General features: G+C 51.4%; 27 protein-coding genes. 2 read left to right on the top strand and 25 right to left on the bottom strand.

From position 1 onward, the window contains the following. The first annotated feature begins 33 nt into the window (after positions 1–33). Both PRUB_RS20820 and PRUB_RS20815 read left to right on the top strand, forming a co-directional pair. Positions 34–1,125, top strand: coding sequence for a response regulator (locus PRUB_RS20820; protein WP_010385135.1), 1,092 nt, complete (start codon positions 34–36; stop codon positions 1,123–1,125). Between the two features lie 125 nt (positions 1,126–1,250). Further along, positions 1,251–1,595, top strand: a complete 345-nt coding sequence (locus tag PRUB_RS20815; RefSeq protein ID WP_010385137.1) for a hypothetical protein — start codon at positions 1,251–1,253, stop codon at positions 1,593–1,595. Between the two features lie 146 nt (positions 1,596–1,741). Here PRUB_RS20815 and PRUB_RS20810 read toward each other — a convergent pair whose 3' ends face one another. From PRUB_RS20810 to PRUB_RS20695, 25 genes are all read right to left on the bottom strand, one after another. Next, positions 1,742–2,752, bottom strand: a complete 1,011-nt coding sequence (locus tag PRUB_RS20810; protein ID WP_010385139.1) for a phage late control D family protein — start codon at positions 2,750–2,752, stop codon at positions 1,742–1,744. 2 nt (positions 2,753–2,754) lie between these two features. After that, on the bottom strand, positions 2,755–2,967 hold the full coding sequence (locus tag PRUB_RS20805; RefSeq protein WP_010385140.1) for a tail protein X: 213 nt from the start codon (positions 2,965–2,967) through the stop codon (positions 2,755–2,757). A gap of 9 nt (positions 2,968–2,976) precedes the next feature. After that, positions 2,977–3,432 (bottom strand): phage tail protein, encoded by a 456-nt coding sequence (locus PRUB_RS20800; protein WP_010385141.1) that lies wholly within the window; start codon positions 3,430–3,432, stop codon positions 2,977–2,979. A 27-nt stretch (positions 3,433–3,459) separates the two neighbouring features. Then, positions 3,460–7,131, bottom strand: coding sequence for a hypothetical protein (locus tag PRUB_RS20795; RefSeq protein WP_010385142.1), 3,672 nt, complete (start codon positions 7,129–7,131; stop codon positions 3,460–3,462). Positions 7,132–7,289: 158 nt separating this feature from the next. Beyond that, positions 7,290–7,415, bottom strand: coding sequence for a hypothetical protein (locus PRUB_RS26650; protein ID WP_257721227.1), 126 nt, complete (start codon positions 7,413–7,415; stop codon positions 7,290–7,292). A 5-nt stretch (positions 7,416–7,420) separates the two neighbouring features. Next, complete coding sequence (locus PRUB_RS20790) at positions 7,421–7,678, bottom strand: phage tail assembly protein (RefSeq protein ID WP_010385143.1); 258 nt, start codon at positions 7,676–7,678, stop codon at positions 7,421–7,423. 102 nt (positions 7,679–7,780) lie between these two features. Continuing rightward, positions 7,781–8,290 carry a phage major tail tube protein gene (locus PRUB_RS20785; RefSeq protein WP_010385144.1) on the bottom strand — a complete coding sequence of 170 codons (510 nt, stop codon included), beginning with the start codon at positions 8,288–8,290 and terminating at the stop codon, positions 7,781–7,783. Continuing rightward, on the bottom strand, positions 8,290–9,450 hold the full coding sequence (locus tag PRUB_RS20780; protein ID WP_010385145.1) for a phage tail sheath C-terminal domain-containing protein: 1,161 nt from the start codon (positions 9,448–9,450) through the stop codon (positions 8,290–8,292). Before PRUB_RS20780 ends, PRUB_RS20785 begins: the two co-directional genes overlap by 1 nt. Before the next feature lie 113 nt (positions 9,451–9,563). Next, positions 9,564–9,899 carry a GPW/gp25 family protein gene (locus PRUB_RS20775; RefSeq protein ID WP_010385146.1) on the bottom strand — a complete coding sequence of 112 codons (336 nt, stop codon included), beginning with the start codon at positions 9,897–9,899 and terminating at the stop codon, positions 9,564–9,566. Beyond that, positions 9,896–10,213, bottom strand: a complete 318-nt coding sequence (locus tag PRUB_RS20770) for a PAAR domain-containing protein (protein ID WP_010385148.1) — start codon at positions 10,211–10,213, stop codon at positions 9,896–9,898. The genes PRUB_RS20775 and PRUB_RS20770 overlap by 4 nt, the downstream gene beginning before the upstream one ends. Before the next feature lie 2 nt (positions 10,214–10,215). Further along, positions 10,216–10,959: a phage baseplate assembly protein V gene (locus PRUB_RS20765; protein WP_010385149.1), complete on the bottom strand. Its 744-nt coding sequence runs from the start codon at positions 10,957–10,959 to the stop codon at positions 10,216–10,218. Further along, complete coding sequence (locus PRUB_RS20760; protein WP_010385150.1) at positions 10,956–11,537, bottom strand: hypothetical protein; 582 nt, start codon at positions 11,535–11,537, stop codon at positions 10,956–10,958. The genes PRUB_RS20765 and PRUB_RS20760 overlap by 4 nt, the downstream gene beginning before the upstream one ends. Before the next feature lie 77 nt (positions 11,538–11,614). Then, positions 11,615–11,860, bottom strand: coding sequence for a phage tail assembly chaperone (locus PRUB_RS20755; RefSeq protein ID WP_010385151.1), 246 nt, complete (start codon positions 11,858–11,860; stop codon positions 11,615–11,617). Positions 11,861–11,862: 2 nt separating this feature from the next. Continuing rightward, positions 11,863–12,693 (bottom strand): hypothetical protein, encoded by an 831-nt coding sequence (locus PRUB_RS20750; protein ID WP_010385152.1) that lies wholly within the window; start codon positions 12,691–12,693, stop codon positions 11,863–11,865. 33 nt (positions 12,694–12,726) lie between these two features. Further along, the gene (locus PRUB_RS20745) at positions 12,727–13,284 is read right to left on the bottom strand and encodes a phage tail protein (RefSeq protein WP_010385153.1); all 558 of its coding nucleotides are present in this window, start codon (positions 13,282–13,284) and stop codon (positions 12,727–12,729) included. Further along, complete coding sequence (locus tag PRUB_RS20740; RefSeq protein ID WP_010385154.1) at positions 13,284–14,411, bottom strand: phage tail protein I; 1,128 nt, start codon at positions 14,409–14,411, stop codon at positions 13,284–13,286. The genes PRUB_RS20745 and PRUB_RS20740 overlap by 1 nt, the downstream gene beginning before the upstream one ends. Continuing rightward, positions 14,404–15,285 carry a baseplate assembly protein gene (locus PRUB_RS20735; protein WP_010385155.1) on the bottom strand — a complete coding sequence of 294 codons (882 nt, stop codon included), beginning with the start codon at positions 15,283–15,285 and terminating at the stop codon, positions 14,404–14,406. The genes PRUB_RS20740 and PRUB_RS20735 overlap by 8 nt, the downstream gene beginning before the upstream one ends. Before the next feature lie 788 nt (positions 15,286–16,073). After that, on the bottom strand, positions 16,074–16,499 hold the full coding sequence (locus PRUB_RS20730) for a hypothetical protein (RefSeq protein ID WP_010385157.1): 426 nt from the start codon (positions 16,497–16,499) through the stop codon (positions 16,074–16,076). Positions 16,500–16,508: 9 nt separating this feature from the next. Then, entirely contained in the window at positions 16,509–17,978 is a 1,470-nt protein-coding gene (locus PRUB_RS20725) for a hypothetical protein (protein ID WP_010385158.1), read from the bottom strand. A gap of 45 nt (positions 17,979–18,023) precedes the next feature. Beyond that, positions 18,024–18,242, bottom strand: a complete 219-nt coding sequence (locus PRUB_RS20720) for a hypothetical protein (protein WP_010385159.1) — start codon at positions 18,240–18,242, stop codon at positions 18,024–18,026. A 9-nt stretch (positions 18,243–18,251) separates the two neighbouring features. Next, on the bottom strand, positions 18,252–19,439 hold the full coding sequence (locus tag PRUB_RS20715; protein ID WP_010385160.1) for a hypothetical protein: 1,188 nt from the start codon (positions 19,437–19,439) through the stop codon (positions 18,252–18,254). After that, positions 19,439–21,415, bottom strand: coding sequence for a DUF4815 domain-containing protein (locus PRUB_RS20710; RefSeq protein ID WP_010385161.1), 1,977 nt, complete (start codon positions 21,413–21,415; stop codon positions 19,439–19,441). The genes PRUB_RS20715 and PRUB_RS20710 overlap by 1 nt, the downstream gene beginning before the upstream one ends. Before the next feature lie 8 nt (positions 21,416–21,423). Continuing rightward, positions 21,424–21,903, bottom strand: a complete 480-nt coding sequence (locus PRUB_RS20705; protein ID WP_010385162.1) for a hypothetical protein — start codon at positions 21,901–21,903, stop codon at positions 21,424–21,426. A 20-nt stretch (positions 21,904–21,923) separates the two neighbouring features. Continuing rightward, positions 21,924–22,775, bottom strand: a complete 852-nt coding sequence (locus PRUB_RS20700; RefSeq protein WP_010385164.1) for a phage tail protein — start codon at positions 22,773–22,775, stop codon at positions 21,924–21,926. Continuing rightward, on the bottom strand, positions 22,760–23,596 hold the full coding sequence (locus PRUB_RS20695; RefSeq protein WP_010385165.1) for a baseplate J/gp47 family protein: 837 nt from the start codon (positions 23,594–23,596) through the stop codon (positions 22,760–22,762). Before PRUB_RS20695 ends, PRUB_RS20700 begins: the two co-directional genes overlap by 16 nt. Positions 23,597–23,635: the final 39 nt, after the last annotated feature.

Here is a 23,635-nt window from a genome sequence, read left to right as displayed (position 1 = left end):
ATAACTACAATATTTACTAAACAGGTGAACTGAATGGAGACCATCCTGATCGTTGATGATGACGAGTTTGTTGTGGAATACCATACGCATATGCTGTCATCACACTATCATACAGAGGTTGCAAAGGACGGCGAAACAGCACTTAAACAGGTCGCCTCATGTCCGCCTGACTTGATTTTAATGGACATTCAGATGCCCCGCATGAACGGCTATGAGGCTGCCTATAAAATCAGGCTTGCTGGTCACACCATGCCCATTTTGTTTTTTTCAAATCTGACTTCGTTAGAGGAGCGCTTGAAGGCCTATGATGCGGGCGGCAACGACTTTATTGCTAAACCGGTCGATGAGCAAGAGCTACTCAAGAAAGTGTCTGTGCTGCTAAAAGCACACAAAGCCCGCCCGGGCAATGCGGAGGAAGTCGCAGTCAAAGCGCTGTCGGACTTATCGTCGCTCGGTTACGTGATGGGATTTTATCGGGACAGTTTTCAATGTGAGGATTTATCGCATCTCGCAGGTGCTGTCTTCAAACTCACCCAAGGGTTTGGCCTGAAGTGCTCGTTGATTATTCGCGATCAAAAAACCAACCCCTGCTTTTTTGACGACGGGATAACCAAAAATATCGATGCCGCGTTATTGGAATCATTGCAAGGCGCTGGCAGGATTATGGCGTTTGGCAAGCACAGGGCGGCATTTAACTGGCGTCACGCCTCTTTACTGGTTAAAAACATGCCAGTTCATGCCGACAGAGTAGGTACTATGCGGGACTATCTCGCTTATGTAATGGATGGTGTGGAGCAATGCGTCAACAAGGTGTTATTGGAGCAGCAGTTGCGCCAGACCATAGTACAATTTAAAGCACAAAATACAGACATTAAAGCTGGCATAGTCACGCTGATTGACGACCTTGAGGTGCAGCTAGACAGCTTATTTTCCAGCATGGGTATCGACAACGAGCTGTCAGAAGAAGCCGAGCAACAACTCATCACCCTGATCCAGGCGGCAAGGGCCTCTGCCGACACTAAACTTGAGTCTGGCAAAGAGATTGAGCAACAGCTCGCCAGCCTCATAGATATCCTAAATGAGCAGCCACTCAGTGCAAACAGCAACGACATAGAGCTGTTTTAACGCTCCTCGCTCCCAACTCTACACCGCAAACGCGTTAACATAACATTCAAAAACAAAAGCTTGGTTTCATTTACCTTTTATATATACACTATTAAGGATATCAATAATAAACATAAGGAAACAAAGTGAAAAAACTCATATTAGGTTGCGCACTTTTAATGGCAAGTCAGGCTCAGGCAGCCTGGATCACTGTCAGCGGTAAGTTGAAAGATGTGGTTGTCTATTCCGGAAAAGATACTATTTTGGTAACGCTCGAGTCTGTCACCAGCGACATTAATACCACCTGCTCGAATAAAAGAACACTGGCCGTGAGCCACGGCATGCCCACTGAAAGACGTAACCGCATGTACTCAATGCTATTGGCTCGTCAGGCAGCGGGGAAAAATGTCAGCCTGACTTATGAAACGACGAGTTGTGAATCATGGGATGCAAATAGCTCTGTATACAGCCGTATCGTACGCATGTATTAATGCGTTCAATTTGTTCTGGCAGATCTGAATTGTGATTCTGGTCTGTGTTGACGTGGCACCATGTACGGCCTGAAAGACTGCACATGGTGCTGAGTTGAAAGGCGATGAGAAAGGACATAATCACATCAAGTGATGCGACGGAGGGGTTAGCTTGGTTGCTCAGCTGTAACTTGGGTCATAAAGCCCTGTGACGTCAGCTGATGCGTGACTTCTTTGATAAACCAATCACCTTCAAGATGATCGACCGTTTTATCAACCTTAATTAATGCCCCGGCAACTATGTCTGGGTTACCAGGAACCGTCAGTTGTACGGCGCCATGAGCACGCTGCAGGCGTGTTAGCTGACTGTTTGCAGCCGCCTGGGCACTGGCTTCATCCGGATACAGATAAGGTAAAGTGATCATCGGTGCCCCACCCCCTGCCTGGACTGCAATCCGCAATGCCTGCTCGGTATCATGGTAATAGCTCTGAACAGCTCCCACTAAGTGACAATGATTGCTGACCCGGGACCAGTGTATGATGTGGTTTTTCCCCAAAGTCGCTGAAGTCACGGTTTGTCCGGACAAAGACCGTCCAGTCCCTTTGGCCACAAAAAGCAGCTTATCTGCTGCCACTTTCATTACTGCGTCATAACGCTGGGCAAGGCGAGTAAGCAACTGCATGTCACTTTCACTTTGCTCCAAATGAGGCAGGCTAATGCTCTGCAACGTGTCACTCACACCACTTTGCAAGCCATACTCAGACGCTATTTGCTCCACCAGCTCGCCCAGAGTGACCGGTGTTTCACTACCCTGCTCAGGCCAGGAGCGATACCTTGGCGACTTAAAGTCAGCATCCCACATGATGCTGTTACCATATAAAGTAAGTGCCCGGGCAGGACCGCTGAGCTCGTATGCGCCCACATCAAACTTGCCGACCGGCGTTAATGCTGCGTGGTTGTCAGGCGTGCCATCTTTGTAGCCCAATGCGATTTCAAGTATGTTACCGGGCTCGGGCAGTTGAATTGGCAACTCCTCCAGGTTGTCGAAGCGCACAACACATACATCACTGAGCAACCCGGTTCGCTGCGTCACACTGACTTCAACAATCCGATCTTTAAGGCTTTGAGTGACTTCATTACCGTTTGCTTTGATGGAAAAATAGGGTTGTTGCTTCATGGTTAATCCCAGATATTGATCACGTGTTTGGTCTTAGGCTTGGGCAGCTCCGGCAGGAAGATTTCAATGCCAGCCGGGTAGATAGCACCTAGCCCGGCTAGCCCGGTGTTTGCACCGAGCACCTTTTCCACGGTCCCTGAGCTCTGCCCGTAATGCCGGTAACAGATCAAATCTAGGCAATCGCCGTCGCGTGTTACATAATTTACCCCTTTCATAACGCCTCCTTATTCGGGTTCCTTCAATGCCGCCTGATAACGACTTAATCGCATTGAAAACTGGATCTCTCTGGGAATACCATCGTTAAAAAACAAAGTTCGAGTCTCACTGATACTGCTGATCACCCATTTGCCCAGCACCCGACCAACACTGGGGTTGGTCTTGCCGCTCTCCTCCACATAGCCCAGGGTCAGAGGCTGCCCTTTGGCCGCTTCCTCGCGCATATAGTCGAGCTGTTTGAGTCCATTTTCGACAATTTGCGGAAAGATGGTGCCTTCCAGATCCAGGGTTTGTTCGCCAACCCCGATAAATTGCATCAAAGGGCTGTTTTTATTGGTTGGAGCATCAAGAGACTTCCAGCGATATTGGGTGTCGTATTTCAATTTATTGAATGCCGCAGTACTGACTGAAAACTTGTAGTCGCCCAGCTGCATCATGTGTCTGGCATGATTGGTATTGCTCATGGTTCACCTGAATTATGAAATGTGGGCTCAAGCCACCTGATTAAAATAACGCGCATTCAAGTCCCGAATGGTCTGTTGTTGTTGCTGTTCAAGGATCTGCTTAACCTGAATTGCAATGTCCTGAGCCTGATCGCTACTGCGTGCGTTGACTGTAATATTGGCGTTGACTGTTACCTGCGCAGCCTGGTGGGCCGTGGCATCACTTTCAGACCCAGGCGTTGGCTGCGGTGTTGCAGTGCCTTGTGAGCCAGACAGCGCCTCTGGCGTGTTTACCAGATTAGCCTTATCGGCTGCCCCTTCACCGGACTCAGCCACTTTTTCTTCGCTAAACCAACTGCCGATTTGCGAACCAACAGCTGCATTGGTGATAAACCCAGCCAGTGGCGCTGCCATCTTCAACCAGGGATTACGGCTTTTCTCCATCAAACCACTCACCGCTTTTGCGGAGAACATGCCTCCGAGCGTACCGCCAATCACTTGCGCTTTTTGCGAGCCACTCAAAGTATCATCATTGGCAGCCTGCCAGACGGTGTGATAATTCAACGCATCACCAACAAAGTTGCCAACTTTGGCCACTGTATGTGCACGACTTTTGTTATTCCCGCTAAGCTCAGCAAACGCAGACGCAGTGCCTGCGGCCAGATTAAACGGATTGATAAACTGGTTTTTGATAAAGCCTTCGGCAACATTCAGCAGACTGTTCCCATCGCTACCTGATGGCGCGGCGCTCGACACTCCAGCCCCCTTTGCAGCCAGATGGGTTGTCCCGACAGTGCTTTTGATTTCTGGTGTTGCCTGGGGTTTGGCAGGTTCATCATCAGCAAACCAGCCTCCCAGCTTTTCGCCTAGCCAGCCACCAACGGACTCACCGCCCATCGCACCCAGTGCGCCGCCGACCAGGCCGCCTATGGCAGTGCCAATACCCGGGATCACGGAGCCAATTGCAGCCCCAGCCGCAGCCCCTGCCCAAGCACCACCTGCGCCACCGACTGCGCTGCCAACCTGTTGCGTTTTTTGCTCTGCGCTCAGGCTGTCATCCGACAGCGTAGTCGCAACGTCCACGGCGCCCATCATTGCACTCAAAGGAGCAGCCAGTTTACCGAGCATTTTGGCTCCGGGCAGACGACTGAATAAGCCGCCTTTTTTCCCTGCGAACTGCCCCAGTTTGCCGGCCTTTGCGTCATTTGCCGCAGCCTGTACCGGTATCGATTTAGATGTTGCGTTAGGGAGCTGCCTGCCAGCATCGAGCGAGCGAATAGCGTTGCCCTGTGCTGCGGGCTTGCGTTTATGCTGACTGGCTGTATTTTTCTCTGGTGCAGAATCAGCCTGGTTGTTGCGTTGTCCTTTGTTACGCCCTCGCTTACCACCAGGTTTGCCCTTTGACTTGCCCTTGTTTTTACGCTTACGTGGCTGCTTTTTCTCTTCTTCAGGCTCATCCTCTAAGTGCCCGTCAAGTTCATCGAAGACACTGACTCCCTCTGCGTCGCCATCGGTATCGCCAAATAAACCCGAGCCACTTAAGAACTCAGACGCGGCATCACCCAAAGAGGATAAATCGCCGCTCATCAGCCCTTTAAAGTCCAGCTTGCTGAGTGCTCCTTGATGTTGTGCCAACAAAGATGCCGCACCGTCCATACCAAACGCATTCAGCAGATCGGGGGCCGCAGAGACCAGCGAAGACAAGTCGCCATCCAGCACGCCTTTCACATCCAGCTTCTGGAACACCCCGGCATGCTGTTGCAGCAATGAAGCCGCATCATCCATACCAAAAGCACTCAGCAGCTGAGGGCCCGCTTCGGTCAGAGACGACAAATCGCCACTCAAAAGCCCGTCCACATCGAATTTCTGTAGTGCTGGTAAAGCCGACTCTAGTAAAGCGCCTGCGTCTCCCAGGTCCAGTGCTTTAAGCAGATCCGGCGCGGCATTCATCAAGCTGGAGACATCCCCCTGCACAATGCTTTTTAAATCCAGCTGAGCCAAACCCGGAATTGCAGTTTGCAGCTTGTCTGCGGCATCACCCAACTCAAAGGCGCGTAATACCTCAGGCGCCGCGTCCAGCAAACTGCTCAGGTCACCTTCCATAATCGCCGGCGCATTGAGTTTGTTAAGCACCGGCATGGCCTTTTGCATCGCAGCCGACGCCCCTGGCATATCCAGCGCTTCAAACACAGCCGGAGCAACCTCACCCAGTGAAGCCAGATCGCCACGCATGACTCCCTGAATATCCAGTTTTTGCACAATGCCAGCATGTTGTTGCAACACCGCCGCAGCATCTTCCATGCCCAGTGCATTTAGCAACTCAGGTCCGGCTTCGGCCAGTGAAGTCAGATCACCACTAAGCAACCCATCAACATCAAACTTTTGCAAAGCTGGCAGCGCCGCGGCCATAGCTGTGCCAGCGTCACCCAGCTCCAGCGCACTTAATAACTGGGGGGCAACCTTCATCAAACTGGAAACATCGCCCTGAGCAATGCCTTTAAGGTCAAGTTGAGTCAGGCTTGGGATGGCTGCCTGCAATTTGTCAGCGGCCCCCTCCAGTTCAAAGGCGCGCAGTACCTCGGGGGCGGCATCCAGTAAACTGCTGAGATCGCCTTCGATGATTGCAGGCGCATTGAGTTTGCTGAGCACAGGCAGGGCTTTTTCCATCGCCAGAGAAGCCCCGGGCATATTCAGTGCCTGAAATAACTGCGGAGCAGCCTTGATAAGAGAGTCCAGCTCTCCCGAAGCCAGCGCTGGCATATCCAGTTGCTGAAGTGCCGGTAACGCTTGTGCGACACCGGCCGACAGGCCGTCCAGACCCAATGCACTGAGCATCTGAGGGGCCTGCGATGCTAACGCCTGTACGTCACCACGCATCACACCTGACAAGTCTAACTGTGCCAATGCCGGCAACTCAGCTGCCAAAGCCTGCTGCAGCTGAGGCAAATCCACAGCCTCAATCAGCGCTGGCAATGCCGTCTTCAGACCATTCAGGTCGCCTTCTAGCAACGCCTTGAGGTCCTGGCTTTGAAGTGCAGGTAATGCGGATTGAAACGCAGCGACTGCCTGACTCAGGTCTAAAGAGCGGCTCACCTGGGGCATCAAATTAGTCAGACTGCTCAAATCAGCATTCACTGACTGAGACAATGCGGTCACACTGGACACATCCAGTGCCTGCTCAGGAGCAGCTACCTCACCATCCGCGCTTTGCGACGCACTCAATTCAACCGGGTTCTGACGCTGTTCAGACCCATTCGCCGCAACAAAGTCTGGTGCCGTTGCTGTCGAAATCTGACTAACTCCGCCAGGCTGAGCGTGATGTTCATTCTGAGTTGCGAGACGAGCAATCACAGCACCAAGGTTATCAATAGACGCCAGCAAAGCGTCTGACACCTCAAAAGAAGCCGGGTTGTCAGCACTCAGGTTAACCGTCCCTTCGGCTGGCGCCGACTGACCCGACGGCCCCTGTTGTGCCAGCACAGATTGCAGGCGTTTTTGCAAATCGCTGCTTTGTGGCACGAGTAGTGCCAGCGCCTGAAGCTGCGCCAGTAATTGTCCCACAGAGGCTGCACTGGCATCACTTTGTACTTGCAAAGCATGCAGCGTCCGGCCTAATTTCGCCAGTCGCTGGTCCACGCCATTGCTCTGCGCCAGGCGATGTTTAACTTTATTTTTGGCTCCGCCAGGAGCACGAAGATGTTCGACAGTTCCTTGTTTCATAGATTTACCTGAAAGCGTTAAGAGGTGATACCGGAGAGTGAAGGGAGATGTTATGTGGCATTGCTGAGCAGCCTGAAAAAAGCCACTGAGCAATGCCCGAATATTCAGTCACAAACATGCGCAAAGGCGCATGCCTGATGATGTTGACCCGCTACGGATCAGGACACAGAGGTTGCCTCTTTATAGTCAACCGCAGCATTGAACCAGTCGATTAATTCATCTTCGGTCAATGCATTGAGCTCGGTCAGGCCCCAGCCAGTGTATTTGGCTAAGGCAATAACCATAGCTCTTAAGCGCCTGGGCGGGATACGAGAAAAGCCTGTAAGGTCTCTCTGAGCTTCACAAAGTCGCTCCAGTCAAGCTCTTCGATGATATCCGGCGAGACTTCGCACAAATTGGAGAAGTAACGAATTTCACTTTCCGATTCGCTGATATCTGCCTTATCCACCATTAACCGGTCACGTACTTTTGGTCGTCTCATTGTCAGTTCGGCATACTCATGCCCATCAACCGTAATTGGAAATGCCAGGGTAATGATTTCTTTCATGCTTTTGCTCCTATAATTATTTACTCAGCGCATAGGCGGGTCCCCCTTACCGGTCGCTAAACCAGCAAGGGATATCCGCTCACATCAAGGCAAGAACGCGAATTAAGCGCCAATCGCTGCGCGTAACAACGCCATCTGATCTGTGCCATTGATTTTGCGTACATCGTTGTACAAATCAATTTCGTAGATCACTTCGTTGTTGATCTCCAGCTTGTATTTCTGCACGGTGTATTGCAGCGTTAACTTCGCTTCTTCACCGTCTTTCCAGTTACCCATATCCACTTCTTTAAAGAAGCCTTCCAGCGTCACAACCACAGGCTGTGGTGGCTGACCTTGCGCCTGAATCGCACCACGTGCTGTTAACGGCGTGGTTGCGCCACTCCAGTCACCCAGCAGCTTCATCATGTCAGCGTTGTATTCAAGTAACGTGATGTTACCTTCCAGTTTCTCAAGCTGACCTACGTCCAGCTCAATCGGTGCCTGAAAGCCTGACGTGACTTCACGAGTTTTGACTGTGACTTTTGGCAGCTGAATTTCGTCCGCAATGCCCAGGTAGCCTTTGCCGTCTACGAACAGTTTGAATTTTTTAAGGATTTTAGGAGACATTGCCATTATACGATTTCCTCTAGGTAGTTGTTTGTCAGAATGCTCTTGAAGGTGATGTGCTCAGCCGGTGTTGGCGGCGTAAAGTCAAAGCTGAAGTAAACCTTGCCAGCCTGGAGGTTTTCCGGCGAGTTCAGCTCTTCGTCTGCCCAAATCTCACCGCCCAAAATCGCACCTTGTGCTTTCAGACTGTCCAGATAAGACTGCACACTTTGTTTAACGTCTTCGATGTAAGTTTTGGTGATGTTACGGTCAACCGCCCACATGTGTGCACGCAGCAGTGAATCGTTGATCATATCCGCAGTACGTACGACTGACAGGAAGGCCCATTTCGGGTCACCAGAACAAGTACGGTTACCCCACAGCTTGAAACCATTCTGACGAATAATCGTCGCTACATCATTGGTATTCAGATGGTTTGCACGAGCTTGTCGGTCACCCAGCTGGAAGTCCACCGGACGAGCTGTGCCTACAATGCCATTCATTGCCGTGTTGCTCGGGCTCCACCAGAAACCACGGTCGTTATCCGACTTGGCAATCATACCCGCAACACGGGCACTGGCTGGCTCAACTTTTTCAACACCGTCTTTGAATACTCGGACGTGCGGGTCGACCAGGAAGACACGACGTGAGCTCTGATCACCTCGGTACTCAATGGCTTTGGCATCTGTGGTATTCGGACCGTCTGCGATGATCACTGCACGCAGTCGCTCTGCCACACCTACCAACTTGCTGACAACAGGGTTCGCACCACCATCGCGCTGATGCGTATAACCCGGTGCAACCAGAATACGTGGAGCCACACCCAGTACAGACTCAGCACCCAGGAATGCAAACACCCCTTTGTACTTACCATCATCCGTTGAACTGTCTGTCATCGCTGCCATGACAGCGGCTTCATCTGCACCTTCAACACGAATCACAACCACAGCGGCACCCGCCTGGTCAAAAATCCCGTTCAGTGCATCAGGCAGCGTCCCCTGAGTGCCTAGCTTTTCAGCCTCACTGCGCTTACCCGCAATCAATACCGGTGTATTGGCAGGAAATGCGTCTGTATCAGCATCAGGTGCAGTACCGATAACACCAATTACCGAGCTTTTTACAGTTTTAATAGGGCGCGTACCAGATTGCGCCTCGATGACTTCTACACCGTGTAGAAATTCAGACATAGATATCTCCTTTAAAGGTATGTCAATTAGCTAATAAAAAAGCCACAGACGCGAGGCGATAAATTGGCCCCACCGTGCTGTGGCTTAAGTTGAAATAAATTAAAAAACAGAAGTTAGATTTGGATCCCTTCGATGGTTACCGGTTCACCATTGATCAGGTATAACCCCTCAATGGCGATTGATAATTTGCCGTCTCCGACCGGGTGCACCGCCACCCCTTCAAGTGCGAACCTGGGCTCCCATTGCTCAAGTGCGTCAGAAATAGCAATCGTAATATCGCCCACCAGAGAGTGTGAAAATGGCCGGTCAATCAATTCAAATAAACCGCAGCCATAATCACGACGCATCACCCTGCTTCCTCTGGGGGTGGTTACTATGTCTTGAATACTTTGCTTCAAATGTTCCACGCCACCGAGTGGCTTACCCGTCTGGGCATTCATCCCTATCATGCGGCACCTCCTTTATTGCCCACAATGAATTGCGCACACCCATCTTCTAGCTTTGCGTTACAACTGCTGACATCACCCACACGGGCCACGGCATTGCCACCAATGGTAAAGCCCGGCGCCCCTTGTGCTACGGTCTGCCCCGCATGCGGCGGCAGCTTGCTGTCTTTGCTGTGTAAGTGCACTGACAATGCGTCACCCACACACAACACCGCTTCTCCACCGACCTTAAAGGTGCTTTGTGCTGCGGCCACCGTGGCCGGGTTGTAATCATCATGCAAATTGGTCTGGGCTTTGTTTAATGAAATGGCTGGCATGATTACTCCTGCGCTTTGATCATTGCACCATTGAGCAACAGGTTGCCCGTCGCCGCGATGGCAATATCCTGCTCCGATGAACTGATATTGACCTGCTTGCCCGCTAAATTCAGTGTTTCTTCTGCCGTAACATGAATGTTCTTTACTGCACTGACAAAAGCGTCATTGCCCACCGTGAGGTTGACATCATTAACGACATTGATTGAAGCGTTGTTACCTACTTCTACCGTGGCATTAAAGCCACACTCGATATGAAGGTCTCTTTCACTGTGTACCGTAATTTTTGCGGTTTCTTCACCGTCAGTATCCGGTACATAAAGATGATAAGTGTGATTTTGCGTGTCATATTCAACCAGCGCCCCATCCTGATAGCGGGTGCGGTGTACATGTTCACGGCTGCTTGCCGCGGCATAACTTTCCCCTTCACCCGCACCTAACACATGGTCTGGCTTATGGTGATCTGCGGCCGCACTGTAAACGCTGCCTAAAATCACCCCCTGAGCAGTGTCGCCACAAGGCGCAAGCACGATAACCTGCTCACCAACCTCGGGCGCTCGCCAGGTCATATTATGCGCTGCCATATCGGTCAGCCAGGGCAGCTTAGCCGTGATCCAGTCACCAATTTTGACTTTCACACGAGCCGTTTCATAATCCACTTCATGCACCGTACCCAGCGAGATGAGCTTGCTTAAACGGTGCTGCAAGTCAGATAAAGCTAACTCTGATTGAGCGGGGTCTGAGATCATATTATCTCCCCTGCACTCGTCTGAGTGCTATAGATTAACTTATGCTCATGGCCATGCTGCCCCAAATACACATCGGTGATGGGCACGCCGGGCGATTCGCTCTGCTCAACCTGATAGTAAAATGACCAGTTCAACTGTAACTGAGCTTTCACGCCCTCACTGTGCTGACTAAAGGTAAAGGTCGTTTGCTCGGCAATAAAGTGTTGCCACTGGGTGGGCACGTCGTCCGCCATCATCGCGGCCTCGCCTGTGCTGAGTACCTCATCCAGCCGTTCCAGCAGCCTGGCTTTATCGCCATCCATCAACTCAATATCAAGCTGCACACTCAGCACCCGCCTGTCCAGCGGGTTTGGGCTGAGGTTTTTGTTGTATGCCGGTCCATAGCTGACACCGGTTTCTGTGCCTTTACTTTGCAGCTCGCTGGCCTGTCGTTCCAATTTAGGCGTTAACGTCAGTTGGGCTTGCTGGGTCAGGTCCGGGACAACCTGGCTCGGGATTAAATAATCCACCTGAGCCAGAGCCGCCAGGGACGTCGTCAGACGCTCAAGCACCTGGGTGATTAAGGTAGTTCGTTGCATAGACTTGCTCTTAGATTAAAAAGACTCGAAGACAATCAGTGAGTCAGGGCGGGCGACGTGCCCGAAGTCGAATGATATTACAGCTCAGGCTTGACCGGCCAAGCGACGTCGTTTGGCGAGTCAAATGTTTGCGGTAAATTCCTCAATGCCTGACGGTAGTGCTTCAGCTCATCAGGTACCGCACCTTCCGTTTCCTGATATTTAAGTACCAGCCAGTCTGTTGAACGCAGATAGGCATCGCGCATTGCTCTGATTGAGTGCCACTCACTCTCATCTGCAAGTTGCTGAACAGGCATTTGCGCTTCGTTTTCTGTTATGTCCATGTTTATTGCTCCCATGTTGGTTGGTTTTGACTGATGCGCACTGCACTAGGGCGACCACGTTCCGACGTATATTCAGTACTGACGCCAATAGCTCGGGATGCGCCGCAGTGGAACCTTGGGTCAACTTTAAGGGTTAACCTCGCGATTCCCGAGTCATATCCCTGACCAATTGCCCTGAAATTCACAGGGATCGATGACCCAGCCAGATCTGAACCCAAAGGAATTTCTTTCGCCGGGTTGTCCGGCTCTGAAATAAACAGGCTCAGATGGTTATTGTGTACAATATTTTTTGCTTCCATCACGGCAGAAACACAGTCCGAAAATGAAGTGCCGGTAAACACCAAGCGGTCGGTGTATGAGGATGCAAACATCCCTCGATGGGTCATAATAACTTCACATTTAAAGTAGTCCCCGGGGGCGCCGAAACCACCGCCATCTTGTGCATCGAATTCAAGTAAGTTGATATAATAAGGTTCTTGTGGTGCGGCGCAACGCGGAAAAGCAGCATCCGGTCCATTCTCTGTTGTATACCCACCATTACCAACCGTAGTCGCAAAAAAGTAACGCTTTATTTTGCCTTGCTTATGAACTTCTAAACCATTAACCAGTTCAGTATGGCCACTTTTCCAGCTATTAAACTCTGACTGGGCCTGAGCCATTTCCGCATTAAGCGACGCTTCAGCGTTTGTTACACGCGTATCAACCTGCGCTAGCTTGGCATTCAGTGTCGTTGTGATTTCACCTGCTTTATCGGCCACAGTCTGACACAATGCGTTAGCACGCCCTGCGACCTCTGTTAGCTGCTGCGAGATTGGTTTAGTTTCAGTTGTCATATAGTCTCCTTTGAACTTTGTAAGTCTCTTTCATCAGGCATATTCCAGGGCCGTCAGGCGCCATTCTTGTTTAATCTGACGATGCATAGTATCGATCTGGGCTAGGGTCAGTTCAGCCAGCTCGTTATCGAGGATCAGGTTGAGGTTATCAACGCCGAGTTTTACCTCAACACTGTTTGAGGGTAATTGCGTCAGGCTCAGGGTCAGCCACTGCAATACCTTGACGTCAGGCGTACGATATCCCAGCGTGGTATTCGGCTTAGAGTAAACACCCAATAAGATCAGGTCAGGCTCACCATTGGCCAGCTTGTCACCAGAGTCCAAAAACACGCCAATTTCGCCAATCTGGTACTCCAGCGGTGCTTCGAATTTGGCGGCCACTTTCAGGCTGCTACTTTCACCGTCGGTGTAATCCGAGTCGGCAATTTCCACCAGCTCTTTTTGAGAGCGCAGCGTAGTTTGATTTTTTGACGGGGTATAGCTTGCGTCCCCAAAGGCCATATGACTGATCTGCCCTTTAAAGCCTTTGGCGCGTGCGGACAACAGTGCATCCAGCCCCACTTGAGTAAATTGCAAGGTTAATGCTGACATTAAGTCACTCCTTGGAAATGAAAAGATTGAATATTCAGAGCATGACCCCCTGAAAACAGCGCCAACTCGCAGGCTGTCGGGTCAGGTGTTATACCCGAGCTTTCTGCCACAATATCAGCGCTGTTCAATGAGTGAAGCAGTGCACAGGTTGTGATCCCGCCCTCAGTTCGGTCTGGCGTAAGGCCTTCACCTTGTGCACGCCAGTGCTGGCAATTGAGCAAGTGTCCTGCCCCAGCAGTTGCTACTGAGCCCTGTGTCGGATCCGGCGTAATACCCAGGCCTGTTGCTTCATGATCAATCAGGTTGAGCGGTGCTTGCACAGCCCCAACAGGTGCCACAGACTCGCTCAGTGCAATGCCCAGCTGTAAATCGACATGTATGGCCCCACGCTTGACCGCGTTGATCACCCGGTGGATTTTCTTCAACATCTGGGGTGTCAGCAGTCCTTGCTGATGGTCATCCAAATTCTGATTCACTAATGCCCACACTTTAATCGTACCGGGCGGCATGGCCTCTTCTGAGGGGATGTCCGCTCCTTCGGACTGCCACCATTCCTTGATCTCAGTAGCAATGTTTAAACTGTCGAGTGCTTTTTGTAGCGCGTAGGGCGTACCTTTATATTGATGGACTGTAAACGCATCGCGGATCACCTGGCGCTTGAGTGCTTCTGACCAGGCTTCGTCCCACTCATCCACAGACATAGACCAAGCCAGCCAGGGCAATAACGGCGTGGGGCAGAGCATCGGATCCCATAGCGCGCGTAGCAGCAAACGGATATCCTGCAAAATACAAGCATCCTGCACACTGCGACGCAGCGCCTGTTCATCCGAAATATCATCCAGATTGGGGATGTTAAGTGCCCGGGCAAGTTCAGTGAGCTTTGCCACCGGGCAAAGGGTGCTGTCCCAAACCACAGTGAGCAGCTGATTGATATCCGCAGCAAAAAAAGCACTGTTAGTCATCGCATCGAGCTGCCACTGCGTTGCAAGTCGCTGGCGCTCAGTCTGGGTCCTGTTACTGATATCCAGTGTATCCAGCAGTAATGACCTGACTTTGCCTGGTTTTGTCATCTGTTGGGCAACGGCCCGGCTCAGTGCTGATGCGCTACCTGGTAATAATTCATTCATCTTTCACCACCACAGTCACCTGTGCGTGTTCACACCAAGCCGACTGCACATCCGTGACGGATACATTGCTTGCAGGAGACAACAAATTAACCTCCTCTACCCCTTCACGATGTAGCGCGGCAAACAGCCCGGCCCGGGTCACTTTTTTCCCAAGCGCCTGACGGCTCACCAGATAATCTTGTAATGCGGCCTCGGCAGCCTGACGGATGGCATTAGCAGACGGCCCCGGTAATACCACCAGCTCTGCCTTCACGGTAAAAGGCACAACTTCTGCAGCATGAACGGTGACCCGATCGCCCAGAGGCCTCACTTGTGACCCCCCCTGGTGCTCCCATCCCTGGGCAGCAAAGTGTTTACCTACGTTCTCAAGCAATGCCTGAGATGGCGTGCCATCTCCTTCAGTGCTGAGAATGGTCAGGGCAATGTCACAGGGGGCCGGACTGGACACGGTGACATCACGAATGCGCGTATCAAGTGACAAAGCATGAAAGATATAAGCCGAGGCACTGCCTGCGGTATTCAAACCGTCAAAGGCCAGCTGAATACGCTGGCGAAACCGGCTATCACTCTCAGCGTCGCCGCGCAAAAGGTTATAACGTGAGGCGATGGCATCCAGGTCTGCACCACTGGCCGTTGCCAGCATCACACCCCGAACCGCATCGTTTGCCTGTTGAGTATGCAAGACTTGCTGATAAGCCAGCGTTTGTAACAAGGCGGTCAACGGGTCACTTTCAAGCGCCAACGCATCGCCATAGTGAGGATGCGTGGTTAAAAAGCGCTGTTTGATTTTCTTAAACTCTTGCTCGAAGTCCACATCCTGTAACAGCTCAGGTAAAGGCACCCGGGACAGGTCTGGTGTCGCAAATTGGCTCATCTCATCCTCTGTCTTACAAAATTAAGTTATAAAAAAACCCGACTTGGCACTGCATGAGGCAGAATCGCATCGGGTTTATCACGGGAAGTACGTATTAATCTTTCGTTAGCTTTCTCAAGCTTAGGTGTATCTTACTGATTTCCTGGGAGTAAAAACGGTCAACTTTGACCGGTTTAAACTCGACACAGTAAACCCGCCAGGTTCAGGCATAAAAAAACCACCGCTCATCATTGTGAGCCGGTGGTTTTTCGCTTGCGGGATCTTGCTGTTCTCTGACAGCGCACTGTATCTCTTGACTTAGCTTTCTCAAGCTTAGGTATATCTTACTGATTTTTAGTGATTAAAAACGGTCAACTTTGACCGGTTTAAAATCGACACAGTAAACCCGCCAGGTTCAGACATAAAAAAACCACCGTGCATCATTCTGAGCCGGTGGTTTTTAACTTGCGGGATCTTGCTGTTCTCTAACAGCTTACAGTATCTCTTGACTTAGCTTTCTCAAGCTTAGGTGTATCTTACTGATTTCCTGAGATTAAAAACGGTCAACTTTGACCGGTTTAAACTCGACACAGCAAACCCTCCGGATTCGGACATAAAAAAACCACCGCTCATTATTGTGAGCCGGTGGTTTTTAACTTGCGGAATCTTGCTGTTCTCTGACAGCTTACTGTATCTCTTGACTTAACTTTCTCAAGCTTAGGTGTATCTTACTGATTTAAAGGGAAGAAAACCGGTCAATTCTGACCGGATTGAACTTTTTCCTACCTTTTTATGCAAATAGCCTGGTATCACAGTTCAGCTTTGAAAGAAAATGCGTCCAGCGCGTCGATGGATGTCAGATCCGCGACCTGTAACTCCGCCTCATCACTTCTTTGACGCAGCGCTTCACGCTTTTCCAACTCTGCCTTATAAGCATCGTTTGCCTCTGTTCTTTCTACCTCTGAGCCACCCAGGTGTGCGAGCTGCACTCGCTCATGCGCTTTGGTGACACGCCACAGCTGCGCTTCCAGACAATCATACACAGCACGTTTGATCTCGCCGATCATCACGGCCTTGCGTGAAGCAATAGCATCTTCACTAAGGTGCGGCGGCACATAACCAGCAATAAAGGCGGCTGCAGACTCATCATTCCAGGCTTCGCCCGTCTGCGGATGCACCAGCCAGTAGTTCCCTTCAATCTTCATGCCTTTATCGGCAAAATATTCGCAACTCATGATCTCTCCTTAAAATGCGCGACAAGTACGGCCGAGGCCGTGATAATTGTGGGTGAAGTGCTCATTAATCACCCCTGTGTGACTATATGGATTGATACACATAATGGCATTGGCCATTATGCCACCATGATACCCCGCCGTATCTGGTTCTGAGCGATAAGAGTACATACCCAATAACTCACCTGACATACTCTCAAGTGCCACGGTAGCCTCTCCGGTGCCAGTTGCATTCCCTGAAGTTGTAGCCGCCCGAGAGCTATTCATAAAGAAATAGTTTACGGGTTCTAATTTTAGTTCAGGTGTAAAGCGATAATGCGCGCAGTAGCGACTCCCTCCCATTTTCACTGTATTGTTAAATACACCGAAATACCCATAATAATCCCAAGATTGACTCAGCTGTGCTTCCTGGCCTGTTAAGCGTCTGATACCATATGGGTAATTCAGGTAATGATGTATCATTTTAACCGTAGTAAAATCACCGTTGTCCACATATGCCTGTAGTTCTGACTCGTTCGCAATAGCTGTCGTAGTGATAACGTTTCCATCACGATATTTTTCAATCAGTAAAGACGTGTTTTCGTCGACCATAAGCAGGCAATGCTTCTGATTGTCGTACAATACTGCTACATCAGCGTAGCTATGACTGGTGATGGAAGGAACACCATATTGATCCGTCGCATTCAGGTTTTTTTTAGGCTTACTCATTGACGTAAAGCCTTGCGAACGAACGTAGACCCCCCCATAGTTTACCACTCCAGTAGCCTGAGAGTCCTGAGTACTATAGACAATGTCATACTCAATATCCGCCGGATTGTCTTTACTGCCCAGTGGTAAATAAGCGCTGGCACCATAAAGATAAGTCGTACTCGTCGGGTTTTGTGCAAACGAATTTGCGTGTACAAAGCTGCTATGTGTAATGCTTCTGCCACTTCCATCAGCGAATAGCTTTAAGTACTCCAGCCGGCTTTGCTCATAGCTGTTGTTATAAGTGAAGCAGGGTCTGACTAGAAACGTTTCGCCACTGTGGTCATAGACTGCAAATACCGAAGTGGTACGCGCATAGTTGGCTGAAGTGTGATTTGTTTCTATCGAATTAATCCCAAACAACGGTCGTATTTGATTGGTAAAAGCCCGTCCCTGCAATGCCTCAACTCGTGCCAGGCTCGGCGCCATAGCATCCAGCTGATCCAGTTTTGTCGCTTTGCCTTCAAGCGTGGTGCCATTGTCATTGAGTGTCTGTGCTGCCTGTTGCAGGCTGGTTTGGCCCACCTGAGCTGCCTGCTGTAGTGCTGTGGTGGCCTCATCAATATGCGATTCTGCCACGGCCACAACAGCCTGTTCCAGTTTTTCGTTATCGGCCAGTTTGGTGATTGCATTACTGACCAGCGCCTGTTCTTCGGCACTAAGCGGTTGTTCGCCTTGCATGTCGGCGACCAGTTTGTCGACCATGACCTGCACGGCAGTTTGTATACTTGCCATAAATTCCTCGTTGAATGATTTAGAAAGTAAATGAAGGGGCCTGCACTACAGCGCAAGCAGGGGTTCACCTAATAGCTGGTTCAGGCGGCTGCGACGCAGCTTTTCCTGCACCGCAAGATACTGTTGCTGTTGAATGTGCTGTTGCTGAAATAACTGCGTGTCTACTGCCGTCAGGGCATTAGCCAGCCGCACTACATCTTGTTGCAGCAAATTGTCCGGATGCGGCAGAGGCAGTGAAAAATGCGGGGTAAGTGGATTATGCATACCGCCTCCTTAGATAGAAAATGACCGTAAAGCGCGCACTCTGGGACGCTCCGTATGGCTGCCAGAAAGCAATAATTTTACCCGGGCACTGCGCTCAGTCAGGTTATCCAGCTGGTAATGACACAGCTGCCAGCCTTCATCCGCGGCCTGTGTCGATTTCAGCGGCACTTCAAGCCAGCTGTCGCCCTGCTCAATCAGTACCGTGACTTTCGCAACCCCTGGTAGCTGGGCTTCAAAACTCACTTTAAGACTGCCATCCTCTTCACAGGGGATCGCCCGGGTCACGTAATCGGCCTGCTCCGCCACGGTGCCCAGTGCAGCCTGGACGCTTTCAAACAATACCGGAGACTGGGTCTCGGTGCCGGTCAGCCTGGCACTGACATTAATTATTTCTGTGGCTTTGTTAGCTAGCCGGACGGACTGCAATTCCTGTAAGCTGAACGTGCCCGTGCTTTCGCCTGAAAACTCAAGTTGTAGTTGGGTGTCACTCCCGGGGCGCTCTGCAACAGCCAGAGCAAGCAAGTCTGTGTGGCCATCCAGCGCCACCTCGCCCAAAGCCACCTGACTTTCTGTTTGCGTAAAGCGCGCCGCTTTAAGGCGAAACGCCAGATCGCGATTCTGGTGCGGCGTCCAGGTTGACGCATTACTTGAAGACAGCAACACGCCGACCTGATAAGGCTGGCTGGTTACCCATCCACTGTCGCTGTCAAACTTACCCAGTTCAGCAATCGCCACTTCATGCTCGTCACCATCCGTGAGCACCACTATCGCGTATTCTTCACCAGCATTAAGCGACACCGGAGTAAACTCAAACAAGGTCGGTTCACCCCCAAGTTTAATGTCGCCTTGCTCTAATGTGGCCTCAGCCAGCACTGTCTGGTTGGGGATCCCCAGTTCGGTTTCGCGGATCTGCACGCGGACTGCTTCCTCACCGGTCTTTTTAAACCACAACTCAACGGCGGCTATAAAGCGGCGCTCTGGCAAGGTGAAGGTTTGCGCTAGTGGGTCATAACGCACCGTCACAATTGAATTGATACGGCGTACCGTTTCGCTACGAATAGTGGCATTGCCGGTATAACGCGCCTGTCCCATCGAGTCTTTCGCACCGATGAAACGCACATCTTTACTGCCTACCGGCACATTGCCTGGGATCAAAAAACGACCACGTATCTGGCCGTTGCTGTCTGCCTTGATCATTAAACCTCCTGAGCCTGGACACTGATCCCATCAAAGGTCACCCGCTCCAGGGTTTCCTGCGGACCAAATCCGGAAATAGTAAAGTTCACCCAACGTGAACGCATGAATTGAGCCTGGCGCGTGGTGCGGCTCAGTACCTGAGTGCTGGTGCGTGTGCGCGTTAACCTGCGCAGTCCCCGGCCGATATCAAAACGTCGGGTGATTGGGCTGGTCCAGCTGCGGCTTGTCTGGGTCCAATGGTCGACACTGGGTGTCAAACGCACCGTGGCAGGAATAGGTTCTACTGCCTGATAAGGGTTGACCTTCATGCTGCCAGTTTGTTTGGTTTGCGCCAGCACGTCTTCAAGTTCATAAGGCAAGGTCAGTACATTACCGCTCGGCAAAGGCAGTTCAACGATATCGGCGCTCAGGGGTAAAATGAGCTCACCATCGACAATCGCTGCCGTTTGTTCAATGCCGGCATCACGCATATCATCATCAATGAAAGGATCGACAAATACGCCGAACTTACTGGCAGATTCCTCACTGTTAGCATCATTACGCAAACGTTCAATTGCCAGCAACTGATATAAATCACTGATCTGAGACTGCATTTGTTCCAGCTCAGACATAGACACGGCCCTGACCGCAAGGTTTTCGATCTCCGGTGCCTGATCGGTAAACCAGCTCTGACTCACCTGCGCCAGCGGCAGATGATTGGCCGGTACTTTTGGCGCGACGGGCAGCTGATGTGCCGGTTGTCCTTTAATGCGCTTGAGCTGACCAAAGCGGTCCAGCACCACAAGATCAATGCGTGGCCGATACCATTGATAATCCACTGTGATCAGAGCATTCTCAACCAGCTCTCCCTGTGGCTGCTGCTTTTGCAGGGTAAAACCAAACTCATCATGTTCAATTGCCACCTGAGTACGGAAGCGGTATTGCACCTCAAACTGACTGCCAGGAGCAGGTTCCGCACCACTGAGCTGCCAGCTGATGTGATTCCGTAAGAAAAGAAAATCAACGCCGGCAACAAAGGTCGTCTCTCCCTGCGTCACACTCAGGATCTCCAGTACTGATTCATCCGGAAGCAGATCCTCACCACCTGCCAGTTGAGCTCGAGTCAATATCGCGCTTTTTTCGATGCTGACATTCACTTCTTCTACGGCTTTCACCGGAAAGAAGTCCAGGTCAACCCGCATACTGCGTGCGCCATCGTCCGATGCCGGTACACTGATAAAGGCCTTAGGCTCCTCCCGAACTGTGCCAATATCCGGATCCCAGTCAAAGGCAGTGCTGCGGGCAGTATCAAAGGCCACTTCATAACCCTGAATATGCGCCTTACCCTCTTGCAGGCTGAAGACCTGCTGATCCGCTTCGCGGTCACGATAACTCAGCGCCATGCCTTCAACAACATAGCTACCGCCATTGGCTTCGCGGTCGTAACGGGCCAGTGCCTGAGTCACCGCATCCAGCTGAGGCGGTGCTTGCTTGATGATCAGCACCCCATCTTCAATGCGGTGTACAGGATAAAACGCATCCTCCCCTGCTAGAGCATCCTCTCGCAGTCCCCACTGACAATGCTGCTGCAATCGGGCAGCGCCAGGTTCATCATAGTTGAGGGCATTGACGGCCGGATCTCTGAGCGATGGATCTTCAACTTCCGTCACAACACGGTGAGTTAGCCAGACACCTATATCCACACCACCTTGCAGCGCAATCGTGAAAGTGGCTGAGGGTATGTCTCTGATGTGACCGTCCAGATATACCTGGGCCGCGCTCAGCTGAACCTCACCGGATACGGCGTCTATCACGACATCTCCGCCGGACACTAAATCGCCATCCTTGAGCAACACATCGGCAACGCCTTTGACCTGATGCTGTACCTGAGATTGTAAATCATTCAGCTCTCGGCTTTGCAAACCACGCCCGGAACGAAACAGCAGCCGCTCATAGCCATTGGCTTTATCATAATTGTGATAATAATCCTGTAGCATGGGCTCTCCTAAAAACTCATCACAAATTCAAAACTTTCCCGAACGCCTGGCTCTCTGACCAAAGGCGCCCGGTGATCCAGCAGCAACAAAGTCCCCGTTGATGCAACTTGCTCCGGCGGTACATAGACCTGTCCCGCTGCCACATCGGCTGTGAAGGTTGTGCCTGAAAAAATCCCCAGTTCACGAATGGTTTCGCCCTGCGCATCTTCAAAATCGAAAACAAACTGGCAATAAACATGGCGCGTGGGCTCGGCGCTGTGGCGATAACGCGCGCCCTGCACATCGATGTCGCCTTGCTCATCCGGCTCACAAAAGCCTTGAAATTTAACTTTGCGATACCCTAAGGGATCAGCCAGCTGCGCAGCACTGATGGGTTCGGATGGTGGCGTCTGCCAGTTGCCATCACCGCGGCCCCAGGCCAGATAAAGTGAGGTTTGGGCGATACTGCGCGCAAGCAGGGTCCGCCCGTTAAAGGTGAAAATAGACAATATAACTCCTTGTTTAACGATTAGGTAAGTGAGTAGTGGCACTGCACAAGCTGAGGTGCCTGGCTGTGTGACCAGCTCACCGCTGACCAGCTTGCCTGCCAGAGTCCGGGTTGGGTATGAATATGGCTGACAATGGCACGTTGATGCGAAATGCCCGCCTGAAGGTGAGACACAGGTGGTTCACTGAGTACCAATGCGCCCAAACGAGAACCATGAGCATGGCCCCACAGTTGTCCTCGCTTGCGTAATACACTGCTCCCGCCCTGCAGGGACATATCCGTCCGCTCGCTATGAGTACGCTGGCGAGACAATCTCACTTGCTTGCCATCTTGCAAGGTATAATGAAAACCAGACTGATCACTGAGCAGATCGCCAAATTGACCTGACGAAAGCGCCAGCTCGCGAATATCAAGCTGATAAGTGATCCGGACCAGCTCGCTACGGGCCGGCGCACTTAGCTCACTCAGTTGTGCCAGCCGGTTGAGTTGCCACTCACCGGGTACACTATCAAGATGCAACTGATAACGGTAAAAGTGCCGAAGTGATCCCGACTCTTCAATGTCCAACAGGGGGACCCCGAGCCAGCCAACCGCCATGGCCAGACTCGCTCGCGTACCTCGGATCCGCTGCCAGCTCAGCCCCTGCAATAACACCTGATCCAGATTGTCCAGATAAGGCTCCAGCGGATCCAAGCCATATTCCCATACCAGCCAAGGTAACAAATTGGGATTAGGGTGAGACTTAAAGCCTCTGAGCAACGAAATACCGGTTTCCAGTGTCTGAGTGAGCTGTCCATGCTGATCCAATGCCCGTTGCAATGGGGTATGATTAGGTGGCACCAAAGGGGTATTCGGGGTTAGGTTTTCAGACATAAACTTACCTGCTTAAGCTGAACATATTGATTTGCCGCCACCTCAACTAAAGCATCAGGGGTATGGATTTCAACATGCTTGACGCCCGCAACATGCAACTGGGCACTGAGCCAGCTGGGTGTCATTACCGTGCCCAGCGCCAGCTCTGTCTGCCACGCGGCACGTAACTTAGCTTCCAGCTGCTCATACACTCGTAAAGGTGTATTTGAGTTGAGATAAATATCAGCATGGACATCCACCTCAATGGCCTCTGCCAGTTCGACGTCCACGGTATCGGTCAGTACTTTGACTTCATCACTGAGTACATAGCTGCGTACTTGCTGCAATGCCGCTGTCGGATCCTGGTCCGCATGAAATAGCACCGCCACGCGAACCTTACCGGACTCGGGACTGTCTACTTCCACATCACGGATCGCACTAGGCGCAGCGGTCAATGCTGCGTTGCGATAATGATCTTTACTGCCCGCCGTACTGGATGCCAGGGTCTTTTGCCGGATCCGTTGACGGAACCCGCTGTCTGCTTCATTGGCAGCCCGCAAGACACCGTAAAACAGCCCAAGTTGGTCCAGATCAGCATCCTGCGCTGTTGCCAGCAAGTTGGACTGCACAGCTTCATTAATACGCTGTCGTAATAACAGTTCGCGGTAACTTTCGACCTGCAAGCATACCGATAACGGATCGCTCTGCAGGGCCAATGCGTCGGCATACTGCGGCGCAAGGGCTTTAAACCGCGCCACCCGCGCCTGATAAATGTCTTCAAATTCAATAGATTCTAAAATATCGGGCGCAGGGAGCGCCGTAAAATCGAAAAGGTCGGTCATGGAAGGCCTCAAGGAGAGTGTACTGGCAGCGCCAGAGGC

The organism is Pseudoalteromonas rubra (genome assembly GCF_000238295.3).
In the GTDB taxonomy this organism is placed as follows: Bacteria; Pseudomonadota; Gammaproteobacteria; order Enterobacterales; family Alteromonadaceae; genus Pseudoalteromonas; species Pseudoalteromonas rubra.
The sequence above is the reverse complement of the archived record's forward strand: the minus strand, read 5'-3'. Positions and strand labels throughout refer to the sequence as shown.

Bases quoted from the DNA above. Each gene is read 5' to 3' on its own strand.
- PRUB_RS20820 (WP_010385135.1), top strand. From the start codon at position 34: ATGGAGACCATCCTGATCGTTGATGATGACGAGTTTGTTGTGGAATAC.
- PRUB_RS20810 (WP_010385139.1), bottom strand. From the start codon at position 2,752: ATGAAGCAACAACCCTATTTTTCCATCAAAGCAAACGGTAATGAAGTC.
- PRUB_RS20805 (WP_010385140.1), bottom strand. From the start codon at position 2,967: ATGAAAGGGGTAAATTATGTAACACGCGACGGCGATTGCCTAGATTTG.
- PRUB_RS20800 (WP_010385141.1), bottom strand. From the start codon at position 3,432: ATGAGCAATACCAATCATGCCAGACACATGATGCAGCTGGGCGACTAC.
- PRUB_RS20795 (WP_010385142.1), bottom strand. From the start codon at position 7,131: ATGAAACAAGGAACTGTCGAACATCTTCGTGCTCCTGGCGGAGCCAAA.
- PRUB_RS26650 (WP_257721227.1), bottom strand. From the start codon at position 7,415: ATGGTTATTGCCTTAGCCAAATACACTGGCTGGGGCCTGACCGAGCTC.
- PRUB_RS20790 (WP_010385143.1), bottom strand. From the start codon at position 7,678: ATGAAAGAAATCATTACCCTGGCATTTCCAATTACGGTTGATGGGCAT.
- PRUB_RS20785 (WP_010385144.1), bottom strand. From the start codon at position 8,290: ATGGCAATGTCTCCTAAAATCCTTAAAAAATTCAAACTGTTCGTAGAC.
- PRUB_RS20780 (WP_010385145.1), bottom strand. From the start codon at position 9,450: ATGTCTGAATTTCTACACGGTGTAGAAGTCATCGAGGCGCAATCTGGT.
- PRUB_RS20775 (WP_010385146.1), bottom strand. From the start codon at position 9,899: ATGATAGGGATGAATGCCCAGACGGGTAAGCCACTCGGTGGCGTGGAA.
- PRUB_RS20770 (WP_010385148.1), bottom strand. From the start codon at position 10,213: ATGCCAGCCATTTCATTAAACAAAGCCCAGACCAATTTGCATGATGAT.
- PRUB_RS20765 (WP_010385149.1), bottom strand. From the start codon at position 10,959: ATGATCTCAGACCCCGCTCAATCAGAGTTAGCTTTATCTGACTTGCAG.
- PRUB_RS20760 (WP_010385150.1), bottom strand. From the start codon at position 11,537: ATGCAACGAACTACCTTAATCACCCAGGTGCTTGAGCGTCTGACGACG.
- PRUB_RS20755 (WP_010385151.1), bottom strand. From the start codon at position 11,860: ATGGACATAACAGAAAACGAAGCGCAAATGCCTGTTCAGCAACTTGCA.
- PRUB_RS20750 (WP_010385152.1), bottom strand. From the start codon at position 12,693: ATGACAACTGAAACTAAACCAATCTCGCAGCAGCTAACAGAGGTCGCA.
- PRUB_RS20745 (WP_010385153.1), bottom strand. From the start codon at position 13,284: ATGTCAGCATTAACCTTGCAATTTACTCAAGTGGGGCTGGATGCACTG.
- PRUB_RS20740 (WP_010385154.1), bottom strand. From the start codon at position 14,411: ATGAATGAATTATTACCAGGTAGCGCATCAGCACTGAGCCGGGCCGTT.
- PRUB_RS20735 (WP_010385155.1), bottom strand. From the start codon at position 15,285: ATGAGCCAATTTGCGACACCAGACCTGTCCCGGGTGCCTTTACCTGAG.
- PRUB_RS20730 (WP_010385157.1), bottom strand. From the start codon at position 16,499: ATGAGTTGCGAATATTTTGCCGATAAAGGCATGAAGATTGAAGGGAAC.
- PRUB_RS20725 (WP_010385158.1), bottom strand. From the start codon at position 17,978: ATGGCAAGTATACAAACTGCCGTGCAGGTCATGGTCGACAAACTGGTC.
- PRUB_RS20720 (WP_010385159.1), bottom strand. From the start codon at position 18,242: ATGCATAATCCACTTACCCCGCATTTTTCACTGCCTCTGCCGCATCCG.
- PRUB_RS20715 (WP_010385160.1), bottom strand. From the start codon at position 19,439: ATGATCAAGGCAGACAGCAACGGCCAGATACGTGGTCGTTTTTTGATC.
- PRUB_RS20710 (WP_010385161.1), bottom strand. From the start codon at position 21,415: ATGCTACAGGATTATTATCACAATTATGATAAAGCCAATGGCTATGAG.
- PRUB_RS20700 (WP_010385164.1), bottom strand. From the start codon at position 22,775: ATGTCTGAAAACCTAACCCCGAATACCCCTTTGGTGCCACCTAATCAT.
- PRUB_RS20695 (WP_010385165.1), bottom strand. From the start codon at position 23,596: ATGACCGACCTTTTCGATTTTACGGCGCTCCCTGCGCCCGATATTTTA.